We start from the raw sequence: 17,967 nt of genomic DNA on the forward strand, positions 1-17,967 counted from the left end.
CATTTTAAGGAGGTTGATTTGTCTTGAAGACCTATGACACTATGAATCTACGCAATATTTGCCTAGTAGGGCACGGAGGGGCAGGGAAGACGTCTTTGACGGAAGCTTGTCTCTTTAACTCAGGTGCGGTTACCCGTATGGGAAAAGTGCCTGAGGGAAACACAATGTCGGATTCTTTGCCAGAAGAGATTAAACACAAGGTTTCTATCAGTACGAGTCTTATTCCTGTTGAATGGCAGGGATGTAAAATCAATGTCCTGGATACTCCGGGATATTCTGATTTTTTTGGTGAGGTTAAGTCTGCCCTTCGGGTGGCAGAGAGCGGGGTCGTTGTTCTGTGCGGTGTATCAGGTCTTGAGGTACAAGCTGAGCTTATCCTTGACTTGATGGAAGAGCAGAAGTTGCCCCGCGTTATTTTTATTAATAAGTTAGAGCGCGAGAATGCTAATTTTGAAAAGGTTCTGAATCAACTCACAGAAGCTTTCCCTAATATGCGTTTTGCCCCCTTAACTCTTCCTATAGGTCATGAGGATCAGTTTCAGGGTGTCGTAGATATTATCGAGCAAAAGGCGTATATCTATGAAAACAATGCCAGTGGGAAGTATACAGTTAAGGATATTCCGTCAGATCTTTTATCTGATGTGGAACACTATCGAGAAATATTAGCTGAGGCGATAGCCGAAGCTGATGACGATATATTGACAAAATATCTGGATGGCGAAACTTTAAGTGATGACGACCTTCGCCAAGCTTTGAAAAGCGCCTTGGAAAAGGATTTAACCGTTCCGGTCCTTGCGGGTTCAGCTCTCAAAAACGTCGGGATTGGGAATTTGCTCGACTTCTTTGTTCAATACGCCCCGACTCCCCAAGTTCAAGAAGAGAAAAGCGCTCTGATCTTTAAAACTCTGGCCGACCCCTATGTCGGTAAGATGAGTTTTATCAGGGTCTATGGAGGAAAGCTCCAAGGGGACAGTATGGTGTATAATGCTCAAAAAGAAAAAGAAGAAAAAATCAGCACTCCCTTTATTCTGCGAGGAAAAAACCAAGATCCGGTTCAGGTCGTCCCGGCGGGAGATATCGCCGTAGTGGCTAAACTTCAGGATGCAGCTACCGGTGATACCCTGTGCGCTAAGGAGAATTCTGTGCAATTGGAGGGTATCGATTTACCTGTACCCCGTTTGCCTGTAGCCATCGCTCCTAAGAGCAAGGGAGATGAAGATAAACTGGGGAGTGCCCTGGCCCGCTTGGCGGAAGAGGACCCCACCATGCGTGTGGAGAAGAATGTCGAGACCAAAGAACTGATTCTCTATGGTATGGGTGAAATGCATGTTGAGATCCTGATGGAGAAGCTGCAACGGAAATTTGGCGTTGGTGTAGAGATGAAAGTTCCCCGGGTTCCCTATCGGGAAACTATTAAAAAGCCTGTTAAAGTAGAGGGCAAACACAAAAAGCAAAGCGGCGGCCACGGACAATATGGGCATGTCTGGATCAGTATGGAGCCTCTCGTGGATGGCGAGTTTGAATTTGCCGAGGAAGTATTCGGGGGTGCTGTACCCAGGCAATACTTCCCAGCTGTAGAAAAGGGAATTCGTGAAGCTATGGCGGAAGGAGTGTTGGCCGGATATCCTGTTACCGGATTTAAGGTAACCTTGACCGACGGCTCATACCATAGTGTGGATTCTTCCGAAATGGCCTTCAAGCTGGCTTCCATTATTGCCTTCCGTAAAGGTGCAGAAATGGCAAAACCCACTTTGCTGGAGCCGATTTCTGAGGTCGAGATTAGGGTGCCGGAAGCCTATATGGGTGATGTGATCGGTGATATCAACGGCAAACGGGGCAAGGTCCTGGGAATGGAGGCCGATGGTAAATTCCAGGTGATTAAGGCTCATGTGCCGCAATCGGAAATGATGCGCTATGCCATTGATTTAAAATCCATGACCCAAGGGCGAGGCAGCTTCGATATCCGATTCTTAAAATACGATGAAGTACCTTCTAAAATCAGTGAAGGAATTATCAATGAGCTTAAAGCGGCCCAGGGAAGCTAATTAGGGTTATATAGCGCTTAATCAACAGTCAGGTAGTTACCTGGCTGTTTTCTTTTTTTTGTTAATTAAAACTAAAGATTAATAAAAAATTCCTAATTTTAAGAAGGGTATTTACAAAATGCGTTGAATATTCAAATTATTGTATAAATTATATAAATATATATTATATAAAATTGAGGGAAAAAGAGTGGAGGGCTCAACTGTGGGACAACAGCCAAAAAGGGTGGAGATAAGGGATAGTAGGCGCATAGAAGAAGAACTTAAAGTGCTCTACAATTCGATTCAAGAAGCCATTGAGGTCGCAGGCAAAGACGGAACCATTCAATATGTCAACCCGTATTTCAGCCGTTTAACAGGCATATCTCCTTATGAACGAATCGGTAAGAACATCTTCGAACTCTCACCGGAGGGGGCACTGGCAAGAGTACTGAGGACCCATGAACCAATCTATGCACATCGTTCCACGATGGAAGAGTGTGATATCGAAATCATTGCCAATGCATACCCCATTGTCATCGAAGGTAATATCGAAGCGGCCCTGGTGGTGTTTCAGCAACTAACGGAGACCTCCAGGCTGGGCGAAGAGATCGAAGCGGCGAAACAGATGATTCAAGCTCTTACAACCCGGGTCGATCAGATGGCATCCAGCTCGTATACTTTTGACGATGTTCTAGGGAGCCACCCGGATTTTGCTTTTATTCGCAATAAGGCGCGTCGCTCGGCCGAGACCCATTCACCCATTATGATCATGGGTGAAAGCGGTTCTGGAAAAGAGCTCTTTGCTCATGCCATTCATAGTGGCAGCACGCGCAGCCATAAACCTTTTTTGAAAGTGGATTGTGCCAATATACCGGAAAGCCTTCTTGAAGTTGAGTTGCTGGGTTACGAGAAGAAAAGCCAGGATAGGGCTTCCGAGCGGAAGTTGGGCAAATTGGAATGTGCCAGTGGGGGAACTCTGTTCCTTGATGAAATAGGGCTGCTTAATGACTATTTACAAGATAAATTGCTTCATATCCTTCTGGAGAAGAAGTTCCAACCTGTTGACGGAACCCAGGTGATTGAACTGGATATTCGGATTATCACGGCAACTAACCGCGATTTAAGAACTATGGTGGAGAATGGGCAGTTCTCACCGGATTTGTATCATCTGCTCGGTGGTATTGAAATCCAAATACCCCCTTTAAGAATGCATAAAGAAGATGCCTTGACTTACGCCCAGAGTTTTATCTATAAGGCCAATCGGAAGCTGGGCAAACATGTGATTGGCATAACGACTCAGGCAGAGCAGCTTTTATTGGATTACCACTGGCCGGGAAACATCCGTGAGTTGAGAAATGTCATCGAGATGGCGATGGATTCCGTGGAAGGAGATATGCTCAATATTAAGGATTTTGCCAGTTTGGTAGAGATTGTCAATAAGACGGAAGAGATTCATTATCGTGAGCCTATGGCCCTTGATGAATTAGAAAAGAGGATGATTCGCTTGGCATTAGACCGCTATGGCAATTCCGTGGAAGGGAAAAAGCGGGCAGCTGGTGTCCTCAATATCTCCTTAGCTACTCTCTATAATAAGCTGAAAACCCTCGAGGATAATGTTTAACCCAGGGTAAAAAGGTATGCTTTATGGGGAATCTGCTCATCCTATACCTAAAGGAGGGATTTTCCATGGCATTATTCGGCACAAAGGGCAGGGACCCTAAGAAAAAGCCAGAACCCGCCCCAAAGCAGCATCATCGCGGCGACGCTATTCGTGAAGATATGGAAGGGTTCAAAGATTTGTACTGGCCATAAAGGGGCCGCCCAAAAGCTCTCAACCGAGTTGGTGAGAGCTTTTTAAGTAGTCCGTAGTTTTAAGCCTTTATAATTTGATCCCTTATAAATATTTTAAGAACTTAAGCTTGACACTTTTCCTGCCTTCAAGTATAATTTCATTTGTCGCTAGTTGATAAAGTGACTTAGGGGATTAGTTTAATGGTAGAACAGCGGTCTCCAAAACCGTTAGTGTGGGTTCAACTCCTGCATCCCCTGCCAATATGAAATCCGCTCTCTGCAAGGTTTGCAGGGATTTTTTGTTTTTCGAGATTCGAAATAATAAAAATTAGGTAGAACAAAAGTGGAACATCTGATTTTATTTTGTTTATGGGAAAACCCGCCGTGAGTGGCGGGTTTTTCTAATCCACCCTCTCCACCAATAGGAGGCCCATACCGCATTGACCTGTTTCCTGTTTCAAGCTGTAAATACTGCTCCGCTATCTTCCCACTGCGTTCCGCGCTCTTCGGCATTATTTTCTTGTTCACTTTTAGCTGGCGCAGTAGGAAGATAGTAGAGTTCTCAGGCATACTTGATATCTCGTTGAGCTTGGCAGAAGAAGATGTTGAATGCGGTATTTGGCGGAGAGCCTAAAGGTATAGAAAAATAAGTATTGTGCTCCATAATTAGGATATGCTACCATATGCAGTATGGAGGTGCATAAATGAAAAAATTCTTATTCCTATTTTTACTTATTCCTTTAGTTCTATCCCTTGCAGCGTGTGGTGGAGAAGGTGTAACGGCTAAAAAGGGTGAGACAGCAGAACAATCTGTAGAAAAGGCACTTAACGCGATTAAGGCCGCCGACATCGAAGCAGCATCCAAGTACATTGATTATAATGAGATTGTTAATGCGGGCAGTACAGGAACCCCGGATACTGAAGATGAAAAGAAGTCGGAAGAGATGTCCAAGGCGATTTTAAAAAACATTGAATATAAGATTTTAGAGTCATCAGAAGAAGAAAAAACTGCTGTTGTCAAAACTGAAATTACCAACCTGGATATGAGCAACGTAATGGCTGAGTTTATCTCCCAGCTCTTTTCCCTTGCCTTCAGTGGATTAAATGAAGAACAATTAAATGAAAAGTCTTTTGAAATATTCACAAACCTGGTAAGTAGCGAAACTAAAACCGTAACGAAAACAGTGGACATTAATCTTTCTAAAAGCGAAGAAGGATGGAGAATTGTAGGGGACGACGCATTAGCTGACGCTCTAACAGGTGGATTAGTTAGTTTTTCGGACAGCATGAATGGGAACAACGAAAACAGCGGAAACAGTGACACAGATAAACTACAAGAGATAAGCAATTGGTTGATAGGAAAAGTTTGGAATGAAGGATTTGTTGACATCCAACACTACATAGCAAGAGGAAAAAGCAGCACAGGACAGACGCTTGATATTGAATTCACCTTAGAACAACTCGATGCTACAATGAAGAAAAAGGCAGATTATGATAGTTTTATCGGCGGATTGGCCGAGGAACAATACTCTCAAATAAAATCAATATGGGGAAGGTTATCCCCAGAGATAGATAGTCTATATGATCAAATTAAAGGTACTCCGCCTGTCGCAAATGATGCCAGTAATTCTTTCGATACAGGAAAGCTTGAACAGTATATGGACGCCTTTACTGATGCGGTAGATGATTTAAATTAAATTTAGTTGAACTATAAAAAGCGCCTTTCCCGGGAGTGTTTGTCACACATCCCCGGTCAGAGGCATATAGTATGGTGAGTGGATGATTTTATTATTGGATATAGTCATAAGTCTCTTTTCAGCAGGAGCAGACACCCTGGCAGTTAGAGCCGGGGTTCTTTTTTTATTGTCAGGATTTACCGTTACTATTTTTCCGCTGCCGCGATAAGTTCCTTATACGAGTATAAGTTCTGAGGCAGCGAAATTATAAGAGAGAGCTACCTCCTTTAAGTAATTAAGTAATTGTTTTCCTTCAACGAGAAGAAAGGTGCTCCTCTTTTTAAGCAGCCATAACGGCTGCGTAAAGACATTACCTGGCGATAGAGTTGGCCAGAGCCTTCTGAACTTCAAATATGTTTTTGTCTTTTTTAAACTCCTTGGTGATAGGTGATGAATTGCCAGAAATCCAGATTTTTAATTCTGCGTCGAGATCGAGGTGACCGGCTGTCTCTACAGCAAAGTGCGTGATACTTCTGAAAGGTATAGAGTGATACTCAATCTTTTTACCGGTGATGCCTTGTTTGTCCACGAGAATCAACCTGCTGTTGGTAAACACGATTAAATCTCTGATGAGTTTAAAAGCCTTTGTTATCTGTTCTGAGTCATAAAGTAAAGGACCTACTTCGCTTTCAATTTCTTTGGTGTCAATCTCTGAGGCATTGCCCATCATCCCGCTAAATATTCCCATAATGTTTAATATCTCCTTTCTGAATTGCAATGTTCAAGTATTCGAGGGAAAAATTTTATTTCCTGCTTTGGCTTAATGATGCCGAAAAGTGGGCATTTATCAGGGCACACTCTGTTTTTGTGCCCAAAATCCTATGCCGGAAATTTGCGGGAAGTGGGGTAGCTGGGGAGTGGGTCAGTCACCATTATAACGACATGTCTATATAAATATAGTATAGCGAGAGGTGATAGCATTTGGATTTTACAATTATAACAGCCCTCATTGGGATTGTAGCAGCTCTGTCCGGAATTATCTTAGGGTGGTCGGCAAGGGCAAAGGAAGCGAAAAGAGAAGTCAGAATAGACGCTGAAATCAACACAGCCATCCGTACCGACATGGAGTACCTTAAGCGCGGGGTAGATGATATCCGCATAGAGCAGCGTGCCCAGGGGCAGCGCATGGATACCATGGGTGAACGTCTTACCCGGGTTGAGGAGTCATCTAAACAGGCTCATAAGAGGATTGATCGCCTTGAGCAGAAAGGAGAGTAAGCATGAAAATCGAATGGGTGGGCACACCGAACTATCGTCAGGGGAGAAGTGGTAATCAAGTCTTTGCCATCATAAATCACATCACAGCAGGACGATATCCGGGGTGCCTCTCATGGATGCAGAATCCTGCCTCCCAGGCAAGCAGTCACTATCTCGTACTCAAGGATGGACGAATCCTGCAGCTTGTCAAAGACGAGGATACTGCGTGGCACGCCGGCCTTGTCAATAAACCGAACTGGAAGTTGTATAATGGAAAAAATCCGAACCTGTATACTATTGGCATTGAGCATGAGGCTTTAGAAGGGGAGGGGCTAACCGATGCTCAGTATCAGTCTACGTTATGGCTTCACGGTCAGCTCCTGGCCAAGTTTCCGGCAATTAAACCGGACAGTGACCACATCATCGGTCATTATCGCACAGACAGTGTAAATCGGCCGAACGATCCAGGAGCGAAGTTTCCCTGGGAGCAACTGTTTAAAGATTTAAAATCTAAGGATTTGAAAGGAGAGGAGGATATGGTGGATAATCTTGTTATCTATGCTGATGGGGATGTGGGAGCAGCCCTTATCTTGAGCCAGAAGCTGGGATGCCCGATGGTTCATAAAAACAGCTCAAACAAGTATCAAGCTGCCCAGAAGCACTGGGTTGGGGTACAAGGGACAAATGATAGTGGGAATAGCTACTATGCCGGAGCGAATCGTACCGAAACGGCAAGAGCGGTTCTGAAATGAAGCAGAGCCATTTTTCTAAGCGGATAGTGTTTCTGGTGATGTAGTTGAACACCGGATTCACTATCCGTTTTTTACTTATTGAAAAGCAAATTGAAGAAGCAGATACACGATTAGTTCATGAATAGCCCCTTAAAATTCGTATTTGTAATAGAATAGTTTAAGCTGGTAAGCAATCGCTGCTATGCCAAAACCAGCACTCTTTAGTAAATTACCGATTACGGCGAGTTTTGTGCCTCTGGTCAACACAAGAGAGGTTTTTAAGTTGGCGGTTGATCCCAGTTCTTCTAAGCGGACAATCGCCACATGGGTGAAAAGGATGCTGGCGAGAAAGAAAAGCCAGCTTGCAGCTGTGATGGACATGGCAGAATCAATATCTTTTGGTTTAACCATTGAAACGTTCTCGGTGAGAAGTGCTTGTTCTTCTTGATAGTTCGATATAAAAGCCAAGATCGTGCCGAGAAGAAAGAGTAAATCCCCTGCTCTTTCTTCATAGGTTAGGGTTAAATCAACATTTTCATTTGCCATAATCATCACTTCCCTATTTATTAAGATATGTCATAGAGCCAAGAACCGTAACATATGAAGGCTGTAATCCTGTCGCAGAGTTTTGTGCGGGAAAGAGTGCAGGAACGTCCTTCGATCAATACTCTTGAAAGACTCATTGAATATAATTTCAGCTCTTTTAAGTGAGAGGACTAATTGAGAAGACAGGTTGTGTTGGCTCCACATCTGCAGTATACTGCAGATGTGGAGCGATTTTGTCATGGGAAAAGCTTTGCATGGATTCCCGACATTCAGCCTGGATAATAATTCAATGAAATTATACTGACGCCGGAGGAATGAAATGGCAAGTGTTTTACTCGAAATCCAAGAGACAGTCAAAAAATATACAGAGATTATGGCAAAGATATCAAGAGTGGACGTAGAGGTTGTGGATACGGAATTATTTCGGGTAGCCGGTACCGGTATGTTTGCTGATCATGTAAACGAGGATATGTCCGCAGAGGGATATGCCTATAGTCATGTTATAAAAGAAGGCCGGCTTCAGGTTATTTACTCTCCAGGTCATGAATTGATCTGTAACAATTGTCCCAAGCGGGACAGCTGTGCTGAAGAAATAGAGATTGCTATGCCGATCTGGGCCAGTGATCAAATTATAGGTGTGATCGGATTGGTGGGTTCCAATGCCCAGCAACGCAATGCGATCCTGGCGGATGAAGAGACATATCTTGGGTTGATTGAGCAGATCGCTAATTTTATTGCGGCTAAAGCGATCGAACAGATCGATCGCAAGGAAAAGGAGTCAATGCTGTCAACGCTTGCTTTTGCTATTAATAATATGGAAGAAGGGGTTCTCATTGTCAGCCGCAAGCATACCATCACCATGGCCAATCGGGCCGCCAAGCAGCAGCTGATGTTGAACACTCTCGAAGGTATGCGGATTATGTTGTCTCCAACCGGGGATAAGCTTAACGGGAAGACAGAATATATGTTGAATGTCGGAGCAAAGACATTTCGTATTCTTGGCCAAATTAATTCTTTGCTCAAAGCGGATGACTCTTATGCCGAGCTTCTATCGTTTACCCCAACCCGTGATCTGAATAAAAAATTGTACGCCATGACTGCTGCGGTGAGTGAAGGTATAGTTGTAGGCAATAGTCAAGAGACGATAGCCCTTCGTACCCAAATTGGAAAAATAGCGAACAGCACTTCAACAGTGCTTATCACTGGAGAAAGCGGTACCGGCAAGGAGGTTGTGGCTACCGCTATTTGGCGTGCCGGTGATCGTAAAGAACAGCAATTTGTAGCGGTGAATTGTGCGGCTATTCCTGAGAGTCTGCTGGAAGCTGAATTATTCGGTTATGTAAAAGGGGCTTTTACAGGAGCCGATCCTAACGGCCGGGTAGGAAAATTTGAACTGGCTAATCAGGGGATCATCTTTCTGGATGAGATCGGCGATATGCCCCTGTATTTGCAGGCCAAGCTTCTACGTGTTCTTCAGGAACGTAAAATCACCCGTATCGGTTCCAATCACTTGATTTCCATCGATGTGCGTGTCATTGCCGCTACAAATAAAGATATCCGAACCATGATTGCCAATGGCAAATTCCGCGAAGATCTGTATTATAGACTGAACGTGATTCCTGTGAAGATTCTGCCCCTTCGCCACCGTCTTGAGGATATTCCCGTTCTTGCCAACTTATTTGCCCAACGGTATGCGGTAAGGCTTGGCAAGCCGGAGCGTGAAATTTCACCGGCAGCGATGCGCGCCTTGCTGGAGTATCCATGGTACGGCAATGTTCGGGAATTGGAAAACACTGTGGAATATATGGTGAATATGTGCAATGATCAGGATGTTCTGGGGTTAGAAACATTACCCAAGGATTTTTTGGTTAATGAACATACTGTCATAATTCAGGCGGATAGCTCTTATGAAAAAGAAAAAAAGCACGGTTCTGAGGAAAAGGTAATACCCCTGCAGGAGGTTGAACAACGAGAAATAGCAAAAGCTCTGCGTCTTCACGGTATGAATACTCAAGGGAAAAAAGAGGCGGCGAAAAGTCTCGGTATTAGTCTTGCAACTTTATATCGTAAACTAGAACAATTCTCAAATTGATAATTTTGTTATTCTCACATTGAGAAAATTATTGAAATGAGAATAATGGAAAGTGTGTATGCTGAATTGAGCCTAGATAAATTTGTTCAAAAATATTGAGTAAAATGCAACATTTCTGATGTGTTGCATTTTTTTATTAATGATTCAAGACAATAATGTGATTGGCACGAAAATTGCAATTGTATTGTTGTGGTTAATATTTAAAGACTGACCCTAAGTGGTCATATGAAAGGAGGATCTCTGGTGAAAGAAGAGATTAAAATTATTTCATTTCAGCGTGATAAACAAAAGGCAAGCGATCTGACATTTTTGAATTTGGAGGAAGCTGAAAAGGTCCATAGCTTTCATGTCAGCTTTCCCATTTACCAAAAAACGCCGCTGCGGGAATTGAAAAACACGGCTCAAGCTCTGGGGCTTGGCACCGTCTATGTCAAGGATGAATCGTATCGTTTCGGACTCAATGCCTTCAAGGTTTTGGGGGGGAGCTATGCAATCGGCAACTATATTGCTTCAAAGCTGGGTACCGATATTCGAGATCTTCCTTACGAGAAGATGGTTTCAGAGGAAGTTCGCAGCAAGCTTGGTGAACTGACCTTTGTAACGGCGACTGATGGAAATCATGGCCGTGGTGTCGCCTGGACAGCGAACCAGCTTAAGCAGCGTTCTGTCGTCTATATGCCAAAGGGGAGTGCGGCTGAGCGGCTGGAGAATATCCGGGCTGAGGGAGCTGAGGCATCCATTACTGAGCTGAATTATGATGAAGCCGTCCGTTTGGCTAACCGCAAAGCAGAAGAAAATGGCTGGATTATGGTACAGGATACGGCCTGGCAAGGCTATGAAGATATTCCCCGCTGGATCATGCAAGGATACGGCACCTTGGGCTATGAGGTTTATGGTCAATTAAAGGAAAAACCAACCCACATCTTCTTGCAGGCTGGGGTCGGTTCTATGGCTGGAGCGGTCACTGGTTTCTTCGCTTCACTGTATGGTGAAGAACGCCCGATCATCGCCATTGTTGAGCCCAATAAGGCAGACTGCCTGTATCTTACTGCCCAGGCAGATGATGGGGAGCGGCATTTTGTCACGGGAGAGATGAACACCATCATGGCCGGACTCGCCTGCGGAGAGCCGTGCAGCATTGCCTGGGAAGTTCTGAAAGACTATGCAGATCATTTTATATCTTGCCCTGATTACGTCGCAGCAAAGGGAATGCGCATCCTTGGCAATCCTGTTCAAGGAGACGAGAGAGTCATTTCAGGTGAAAGCGGTGCGGCTCCATTTGGCTGTGTGGCAGAGATCATGACGAATCCGCTGTATAAGGAGATAAAAGATCAGCTTCAGTTGAACGAAAACTCGCGGGTTCTCTTCTTCAGTACCGAAGGAGATACGGATCAGGAAAATTATCAGGCCATTGTTTGGGATGGAAAATATCCCAGCTGCAAGTAATCAGTGATAAAGGAGATTTGATAATGAAGGAAATCAGAACAGCAAAAGCACCGGGTGCCATCGGTCCCTATTCCCAAGGATTTATCAGTGGTGATCTTGTCTATACTTCCGGGCAGATTCCTGTCGATCCTGCCTCTGGTGATGTTGCCGCGGGCATTGCCGGACAAGCAGAGCAAAGCTGTAAAAACGTGGGAGCTATTTTGGAAGCAGCTGATTCAGACTTTTCAAAGGTTATAAAAACCACCTGTTTTTTAACGGACATGAATGATTTCGCGGCCTTTAACGAGGTCTATGCCCGCTATTTTGTTTCTAAACCAGCCCGCAGCTGTGTGGCAGTGAGAGCTCTGCCGAAAGGCGTTCTTTGTGAGATTGAAGCGATTGCTGAATTATAAAGTGAAAAGGAGGAAATAGATTTTATGTTAAATTCGGAAAGACAAGGGAAAGTTGTGGAGCTGTGCAGTGATCTGATACGGGCAAAGTCCATGTCAGGAGAAGAACAAGATGTTGTCGGCATTATGGAAAAGTTTTTTCGCATGCATCAATTCGACACCATAAAAAAGGATAAGTACGGCAACATCATTGGCTGCATTAAAGGTAACAGACCCGGCAAAAAAATCTTGTATGAGGGCCACATGGACGAGGTACCTGTTGCCGATCCAAAGGTTTGGACTCATGATCCTTTTGGTGCAGAAATTGAGAACGGCCGTATTTATGGCCGGGGAGCCACAGATATGAAAGGCGGTTTATCTGCCGCCTGTTGTGCAGCGGCCTTTTTCGCCGAAGATACCAACCGTGATTTTGCCGGTGAAATATATGTGGCGGGAAGCTGTCACGAAGAGTGCTTCGAAGGTGTTGCCGCCCGCTCCATCAGTGAAATAGTTCAACCTGATATTGTGGTTATTTGTGAGCCTTCACATCTGGATCTGCGGATTGGCCAGAGAGGTCGTGCCGAAATTGTCGTGGAAACCTTTGGCCGCCCCGCTCATTCTTCCAATCCCGAAAAAGGTGTCAACGCCGTTTATAAGATGATGCAGATTATAGAAGGGATAAAAGGATTGCCGGTCAACAATCATCCTGTGCTCGGCAAAGGAATTTTAGAGTTGACAGATATAAAGTCATCCCCCTATCCCGGAGCGTCGGTAGTACCTCAATACTGCCGGGCTACCTATGATCGCCGCACTCTTGTCGATGAAACGAAAGAAAGCGTGCTGGCTCCTATTCAGGATCTGATCAAGAAGCTGCAGGAAAATGACCCTGAGCTGGAGGCGAAAGTTTCCTATGCGTGGGGTTCCGAAAAATGTTATACAGGGGCAGTCATCGAAGGGGAAAGATTCTTCCCTGCCTGGCTGTATAACGAAGGTGATGATTTTGTGCAGGCGGCTTATCAGGAATTGCAAAAAAATAACTTCAGTTCGCAAATTTCTACTTGGCAATTTTGCACTAACGGAAGCCATTATGCAGGGGAGGCAAAGATTCGCACCATCGGTTTAGGTCCCTCATGGGAACATCTGGCCCATATTACCGACGAGTATATCGAGCTTGAACAGCTGTATGGTGCTGTCAGCGCCTATATGTCCATCAGTAAGGGCTTGCTTGACATGTGATGAATGCATTTTGCCGAATCTTTTATACGGTTTGAAAAAGTGTCTTAAACCAACGTCATCGCAAAGAGAAGGGAGAAAATTATGTACGATCTTATCATTAAGAACGGAACCGTTGTTTCCCCGTCATCCAGCACAATATGTGATGTAGCCATAAAAGATGACAAAATTGTCGGTCTTGGGTTTTATGAAGCCGCTGAAGGAATTCGAACCATTGATGCGACAGGAAAGTATGTTATGCCTGGTGTGATCGAAGCCCACATGCACTGCATGGCCCCTTTTCAAGGATGTTTAGGCGCCAATACCTTCTATCAACAGAGCGTCAGCGGTGCTTTCGGCGGGGTAACCATGTTTATGGATTTTGCCAATGTTTTTCCGGGAAAATCCGTTTTGGAAGCTGTCAAAGAACGCAGGGCGGAGATGGAGGAATCTGCCATAGACTTTAGTGTCCACGGAAAGTTTGTCAAGTCTCCTCCCGAGCTGGTGGAAGAAATCCCCCAACTGGCCGAGTACGGCGTACCGACCTTTAAAATGTTTATGACCTACAAAAAGGAAGGGGTCATGATCGATGAGGAGACCATGCTCAAAGTCTTTGAAAAAGCAAAGGAAGTGGGCGGTCTGCCCATGCTCCACTGTGAGGACAATACCATGGCGGAAGATGCCATCGAAAAAGTAAAGAAAATCGGCGATCTGAGTTGGGTTAACTTCGCAAAGACCAAGCCTCAGAAGTGCGAAGCAGCAGCCTTTGAACGGGCATGCAGACTTGCGGAGTATGTCGGCTGCTCCGTTATGGTGGTCCATACAACCCATAAAGAAGCGTTGGATGTTGCCCGCCGTGCCCATGAATCAGGATTTCCCATCTATGTGGAGACCGGTCCCCACTATCTTACCTTGTTCGATGATAATTATGAAAAGGAAGAGGGGTATTTATACCTATGCTCTCCTCCGCTGCGCACGCCCCAGGATGCTGAAGACTTATGGCAGGGGCTGCAGGATGGTACAATATCCGTCACCGGCTCTGACGACTGCACGTTTGACACTAATGAAAAAGCAGCCTTTCTTGAAAAAGACGAAAACGGCAACTATATTCAGGATTTCACCAAGGTAGTCAATGGCATGTCCGGATTGGAGGTTCGCTTGCCGATTCTTCTTTCTGAGGGAGCAGGGAAAGGACGCCTGACGATCAACCAGGTTTGTGCCCTGACCAGCACCAATGTTGCTAAGATCTATGGCTGCTACCCACAGAAAGGTATCATCGCCCCTGGGTCTGATGCGGATCTGGTTATTGTGGATATGGCTCAGGAGGTAACTCTATCTAAGGATATTCTCCACAACAATATCAGTTATTGCTTGCATGAAGGCTTCAAGGTAAAGGGTTACCCTATTATGACGATCGCCCGGGGGAAAGTCATTGTAGAAAACGGTGAATTTAGAGGAGAAAAAGGTGCCGGTCAATTTATTAAACGAAAAATCGATTCAAAATATCTGGAGAGATTTGGTCTTGATTAAATTATAGCAAATCGTCATTTAATACAATTTTATGGAGGGAATAGTGTATGAATTCTCCAAACCGCTCGGCTTCTTTAAGAAGCCCTGAATTAATGCCAGCAGGTAAGTCTGAAAGAACAATGTCATTAGCGGACTACTTTATTCTTTGGGCAGGTATGACGATTAACGTAGTAGCTTTCTCCCTTGGCGCACAGTATTATAACAATGGCGATGGTCTCAGTGCTTGGACGATGGTTTTTGTGATTCTTATCGGTTACGGTATAGTGACTGCCCTAACAGCACTGATTGGGGATATCGGGACCCTTTATGGCGTACCTTTTGCAGTATATGCCCGCGCGCCCTTTGGTTACAAAGGTTCATCCATTGCCGGTCTGCTGCGTGCGGTTCCGGCTCTGTATTGGTTCGGTTTTCAAACTTGGGTCGGTGCGGCTGCTTTAAACTATATTATGGAAATTCTTTTCGGCTTTAGCAATTTAACCTTAATGATCATTGCCTTTGCCGTATTTCAGGTGGTTAATGCTATGTACGGTCTAAAGGCGATGGCGAAATTTGACTGGATCGCCATTCCGGCACTGGCCATTCTTTTTGTGGCCATTGCTATCGCCATCGGAAATGCCTACGGTGTCACTGTTACCGATATTATGGCCACAAAGGGTAACGGCAACATGTCTGTCATTTATGCTATTTCCGGTATCGCCGGGGGCTGGATCACCATGGCCCTGAATGGTTCCGACTTGGCTCGCCAGATCGAGCATGTACCCAACTATGAGAAAAAAGGTTTACTGGCTCGTAACAAGCGTGCTTTAATCGGTCAGTTTTTCGGTCTGATGGTGATCGGCGTAATTTGCATGCTGATTGGTATGGCAGCAGGAATCACGACGGGTGAATGGGATTTGAACGCAATCTGTGTGAAGCTCTTTGACAGCAATTTCGGCTTGATTCTGGCGTTAATCGCTGTGGTATTTGCTCAATGGTCTACAAACACTGTCGGTAATCTGATGCCCCCTTCCTATGTTCTCATCAGCATTTTCCCCAAGCTTAACTTTAAAGTGGCGTCAATTATTTGCGGTGTGATTGCAGTAGCCATGCAACCGTGGAAAATTCAAAACTCCGGTACATTCCTTGTTGATATGCAGGTCTATATCTCCACAATGCTTGGACCGGTGATGGGAATTCTGCTGGCCGACTATTTCATCATCAGAAAATGCAAGCTCAATGTTCAGGATTTATACACTGCTGGCGGACAGTATCAGTATAATAACGGATTCAATATGAGTGCAGTTATTGCTTTGGTGGCCGGTTTTGGATTGAGCTTCATCAGCAGTACCTATGCATTTTTCATCGGTCTGCTTGTGGCTCCGGTTGTCTACGTTGTCCTGATGAAGAATTTTACAATGAAGAAACATGATCAAAAAATCGGGCAGGTTATCGAATTTAATGAAGATATTCAATAATTGATGACATCGTCTTGATTAGCAAAGAACCCGGTTGGGGCTGCGACTGAAGTCTTCTGATCTTAAGTCCGGCCCCTATATCAATGGTCTGACAGTGTTGTACACAGTGAAATGGAGGGTCTGACTATGAAAACTTTACTGAAAAACGGTTTTATTGTTGATGGCAGTGCTGCTCCCGGCTATTATGGCGATCTACTTATCGAAAATGACAAGATTATGAGTATCGGAAATCTTGGCGATGTTGAGGCCGATCGGGTCATCGATGTAGAAGGGCATGTTATCGCCCCAGGTTTTATTGATACTCATAGTCATTCAGATATACAGATTCTGACCGATCCGGAAGTTCTGCCGAAGGTTATGCAGGGTATCACAACGGAGGTATTGGGGCAGGACGGTATTTCTTTGGTTCCGCTACCTCAACAATATATTCAGCCCTGGCGTAAGAACCTTGCTGGATTGGACGGAGACAGTGACGATATCCATTGGGAAGACTTGGCGACAACTGAAGACTATCTGCAGGCAATTGAAGAGGCACGCCCCGGTCTTAATGCGTGCTATCTGGTACCCCATGGAAATATCCGTATGGAGGCCATGGGGTTGGATAATAGAGAGCCAACCAAAGAAGAGATTCAAAAGATGAGAGAGATTACCCGACGGGAAATGGAATCCGGTGCTTTTGGAGTTTCCACCGGTTTGATTTATATGCCCTGCGCTTATTCCGGGATGAACGAGGTGGTTGAGATATGCAAAGTAGCAGCAGAATATGATGGAGTATTTGTCGTTCATCAGCGCAGTGAAGCGGATGATATCATAAACTCAATGAAGGAAGTTATCGAAATCGGCAGACAAAGCGGCATTAAGGTGCATTGGTCGCATTTTAAAGTTTGTGGAAAGCCCAACTGGAGCAAGATCGATCGTCAGATTGAACTCCTCAAGGAAGCAAGGGCTGAAGGTATCCATGTATCATTTGACCAGTACCCTTATGTTGCCGGCAGCACCATGCTGGGAGTCATCCTTCCTCCTTGGGCCCATGACGGCGGTACAGACAAACTGCTTAAGCGTCTGGAAGATCCGGAATTGCGCACTAAGATGATCCATGATATTGAACATGGTATTCCCGGGTGGGATAACTTTGTTGATTTTGCAGGTCTGGACGGCATCTATGTAACCAGTGTTAAAAATAAAAAGAACGAAGATGTCATTGGTCTGAATCTTGTCCAGATTGGAGAGCTGCGCGGCAAGGATCCCTACGATGCCGTATTTGATCTTCTTTACGAGGAAGAAAATGCTGTTGGCATGTATGATTATTATGGGAAAGAAGAGCATGTTATCCGTTTCATGACTATGCCTGAGCAGAATGTCTGCACAGATGGCTTGCTGGGCGGTAAACCCCATCCCCGTGTCTACGGGTCGTTCCCACGTGTGTTGGGTAAATATGTCCGCGAACAAAAGGCACTCTCTCTGGAAGAAGCTGTCCGCAAGATGACAGGTAAACCGGCAGAAGTCTTTGGGTTGAAGGAGAGAGGTTTGCTGCGGGAAGGGTACTTTGCCGATATTTGCATCTTCGATCGGGACACGATTATTGATAAAGGGGATTTCACGAATCCTGCCCGGTATCCGGAAGGGATCGACTACGTTTTGATCAATGGCCAGATTGTTATCGATCACGGCAAGCATACCGGATTTCGTGCCGGATCCGTGCTGCGTAGATAAGCAAAACATTAAATTACGGTAAACAGTGATGAAATATTTGCTCATGAGCCACAGGCAGTTATATTAGAACATCAAGGGGGACAGACTTCTTATTTAGAGAAGCCGTCCCTTTTATTATGCTTTTAGA

Annotated in this window: 15 protein-coding genes and 1 tRNA gene; 14 read left to right on the plus strand and 2 right to left on the minus strand. The window is 44.9% G+C overall.

Going from position 1 to position 17,967, the window contains the following annotated elements:
- Positions 1-23: 23 nt before the first annotated feature.
- From fusA to DESLBE_RS01870, 5 genes are all read left to right on the plus strand, one after another.
- Positions 24-2,045, plus strand: coding sequence for an elongation factor G (gene fusA / locus DESLBE_RS01855; RefSeq protein WP_144674939.1), 2,022 nt, complete (start codon positions 24-26; stop codon positions 2,043-2,045).
- A gap of 202 nt (positions 2,046-2,247) precedes the next feature.
- Positions 2,248-3,645, plus strand: coding sequence for a sigma-54-dependent Fis family transcriptional regulator (locus DESLBE_RS01860; RefSeq protein WP_015944313.1), 1,398 nt, complete (start codon positions 2,248-2,250; stop codon positions 3,643-3,645).
- 65 nt (positions 3,646-3,710) lie between these two features.
- Complete coding sequence (locus DESLBE_RS27220) at positions 3,711-3,836, plus strand: hypothetical protein (protein WP_015944312.1); 126 nt, start codon at positions 3,711-3,713, stop codon at positions 3,834-3,836.
- 166 nt (positions 3,837-4,002) lie between these two features.
- A tRNA-Trp gene (locus tag DESLBE_RS01865) sits at positions 4,003-4,076 on the plus strand.
- Between the two features lie 443 nt (positions 4,077-4,519).
- A complete protein-coding gene (locus DESLBE_RS01870; protein WP_005812091.1) occupies positions 4,520-5,512 on the plus strand; it encodes a hypothetical protein in 993 nt (330 codons plus the stop codon).
- A 349-nt stretch (positions 5,513-5,861) separates the two neighbouring features.
- Here DESLBE_RS01870 and DESLBE_RS01875 read toward each other — a convergent pair whose 3' ends face one another.
- Positions 5,862-6,239: a PH domain-containing protein gene (locus tag DESLBE_RS01875; RefSeq protein WP_015944311.1), complete on the minus strand. Its 378-nt coding sequence runs from the start codon at positions 6,237-6,239 to the stop codon at positions 5,862-5,864.
- 233 nt (positions 6,240-6,472) lie between these two features.
- Between DESLBE_RS01875 and DESLBE_RS01880 the strand changes: the two genes are divergently transcribed.
- Both DESLBE_RS01880 and DESLBE_RS01885 read left to right on the plus strand, forming a co-directional pair.
- On the plus strand, positions 6,473-6,769 hold the full coding sequence (locus tag DESLBE_RS01880; protein ID WP_005812096.1) for a hypothetical protein: 297 nt from the start codon (positions 6,473-6,475) through the stop codon (positions 6,767-6,769).
- A 2-nt stretch (positions 6,770-6,771) separates the two neighbouring features.
- Positions 6,772-7,500 (plus strand): N-acetylmuramoyl-L-alanine amidase, encoded by a 729-nt coding sequence (locus tag DESLBE_RS01885; RefSeq protein ID WP_005812098.1) that lies wholly within the window; start codon positions 6,772-6,774, stop codon positions 7,498-7,500.
- A gap of 129 nt (positions 7,501-7,629) precedes the next feature.
- Here the strand turns inward: DESLBE_RS01885 and DESLBE_RS01890 are convergent, their stop codons facing one another.
- Positions 7,630-8,025, minus strand: a complete 396-nt coding sequence (locus DESLBE_RS01890) for a hypothetical protein (protein ID WP_035214038.1) — start codon at positions 8,023-8,025, stop codon at positions 7,630-7,632.
- A gap of 319 nt (positions 8,026-8,344) precedes the next feature.
- Between DESLBE_RS01890 and DESLBE_RS01895 the strand changes: the two genes are divergently transcribed.
- The 7 genes from DESLBE_RS01895 (at position 8,345) to DESLBE_RS01925 (ending at position 17,840) form a co-directional block, all read left to right on the plus strand.
- On the plus strand, positions 8,345-10,117 hold the full coding sequence (locus DESLBE_RS01895) for a sigma-54-dependent Fis family transcriptional regulator (protein WP_005812102.1): 1,773 nt from the start codon (positions 8,345-8,347) through the stop codon (positions 10,115-10,117).
- A 225-nt stretch (positions 10,118-10,342) separates the two neighbouring features.
- Positions 10,343-11,563 carry a diaminopropionate ammonia-lyase gene (gene dpaL, locus DESLBE_RS01900; protein WP_018211568.1) on the plus strand — a complete coding sequence of 407 codons (1,221 nt, stop codon included), beginning with the start codon at positions 10,343-10,345 and terminating at the stop codon, positions 11,561-11,563.
- Positions 11,564-11,586: 23 nt separating this feature from the next.
- Positions 11,587-11,955 carry a RidA family protein gene (locus DESLBE_RS01905; protein WP_026183815.1) on the plus strand — a complete coding sequence of 123 codons (369 nt, stop codon included), beginning with the start codon at positions 11,587-11,589 and terminating at the stop codon, positions 11,953-11,955.
- 24 nt (positions 11,956-11,979) lie between these two features.
- Entirely contained in the window at positions 11,980-13,167 is a 1,188-nt protein-coding gene (locus DESLBE_RS01910) for a YgeY family selenium metabolism-linked hydrolase (protein WP_018211570.1), read from the plus strand.
- An 81-nt stretch (positions 13,168-13,248) separates the two neighbouring features.
- Positions 13,249-14,673, plus strand: coding sequence for a dihydropyrimidinase (hydA, locus tag DESLBE_RS01915; protein ID WP_018211571.1), 1,425 nt, complete (start codon positions 13,249-13,251; stop codon positions 14,671-14,673).
- A 47-nt stretch (positions 14,674-14,720) separates the two neighbouring features.
- On the plus strand, positions 14,721-16,127 hold the full coding sequence (locus DESLBE_RS01920; RefSeq protein ID WP_011459893.1) for a cytosine permease: 1,407 nt from the start codon (positions 14,721-14,723) through the stop codon (positions 16,125-16,127).
- A gap of 111 nt (positions 16,128-16,238) precedes the next feature.
- Positions 16,239-17,840, plus strand: a complete 1,602-nt coding sequence (locus DESLBE_RS01925) for a D-aminoacylase (RefSeq protein WP_172625349.1) — start codon at positions 16,239-16,241, stop codon at positions 17,838-17,840.
- Positions 17,841-17,967 lie beyond the last annotated feature (127 nt).

It is taken from the genome of Desulfitobacterium sp. LBE (assembly GCF_007830365.1).
GTDB classification, from domain to species: domain Bacteria; phylum Bacillota; class Desulfitobacteriia; order Desulfitobacteriales; family Desulfitobacteriaceae; genus Desulfitobacterium; species Desulfitobacterium hafniense.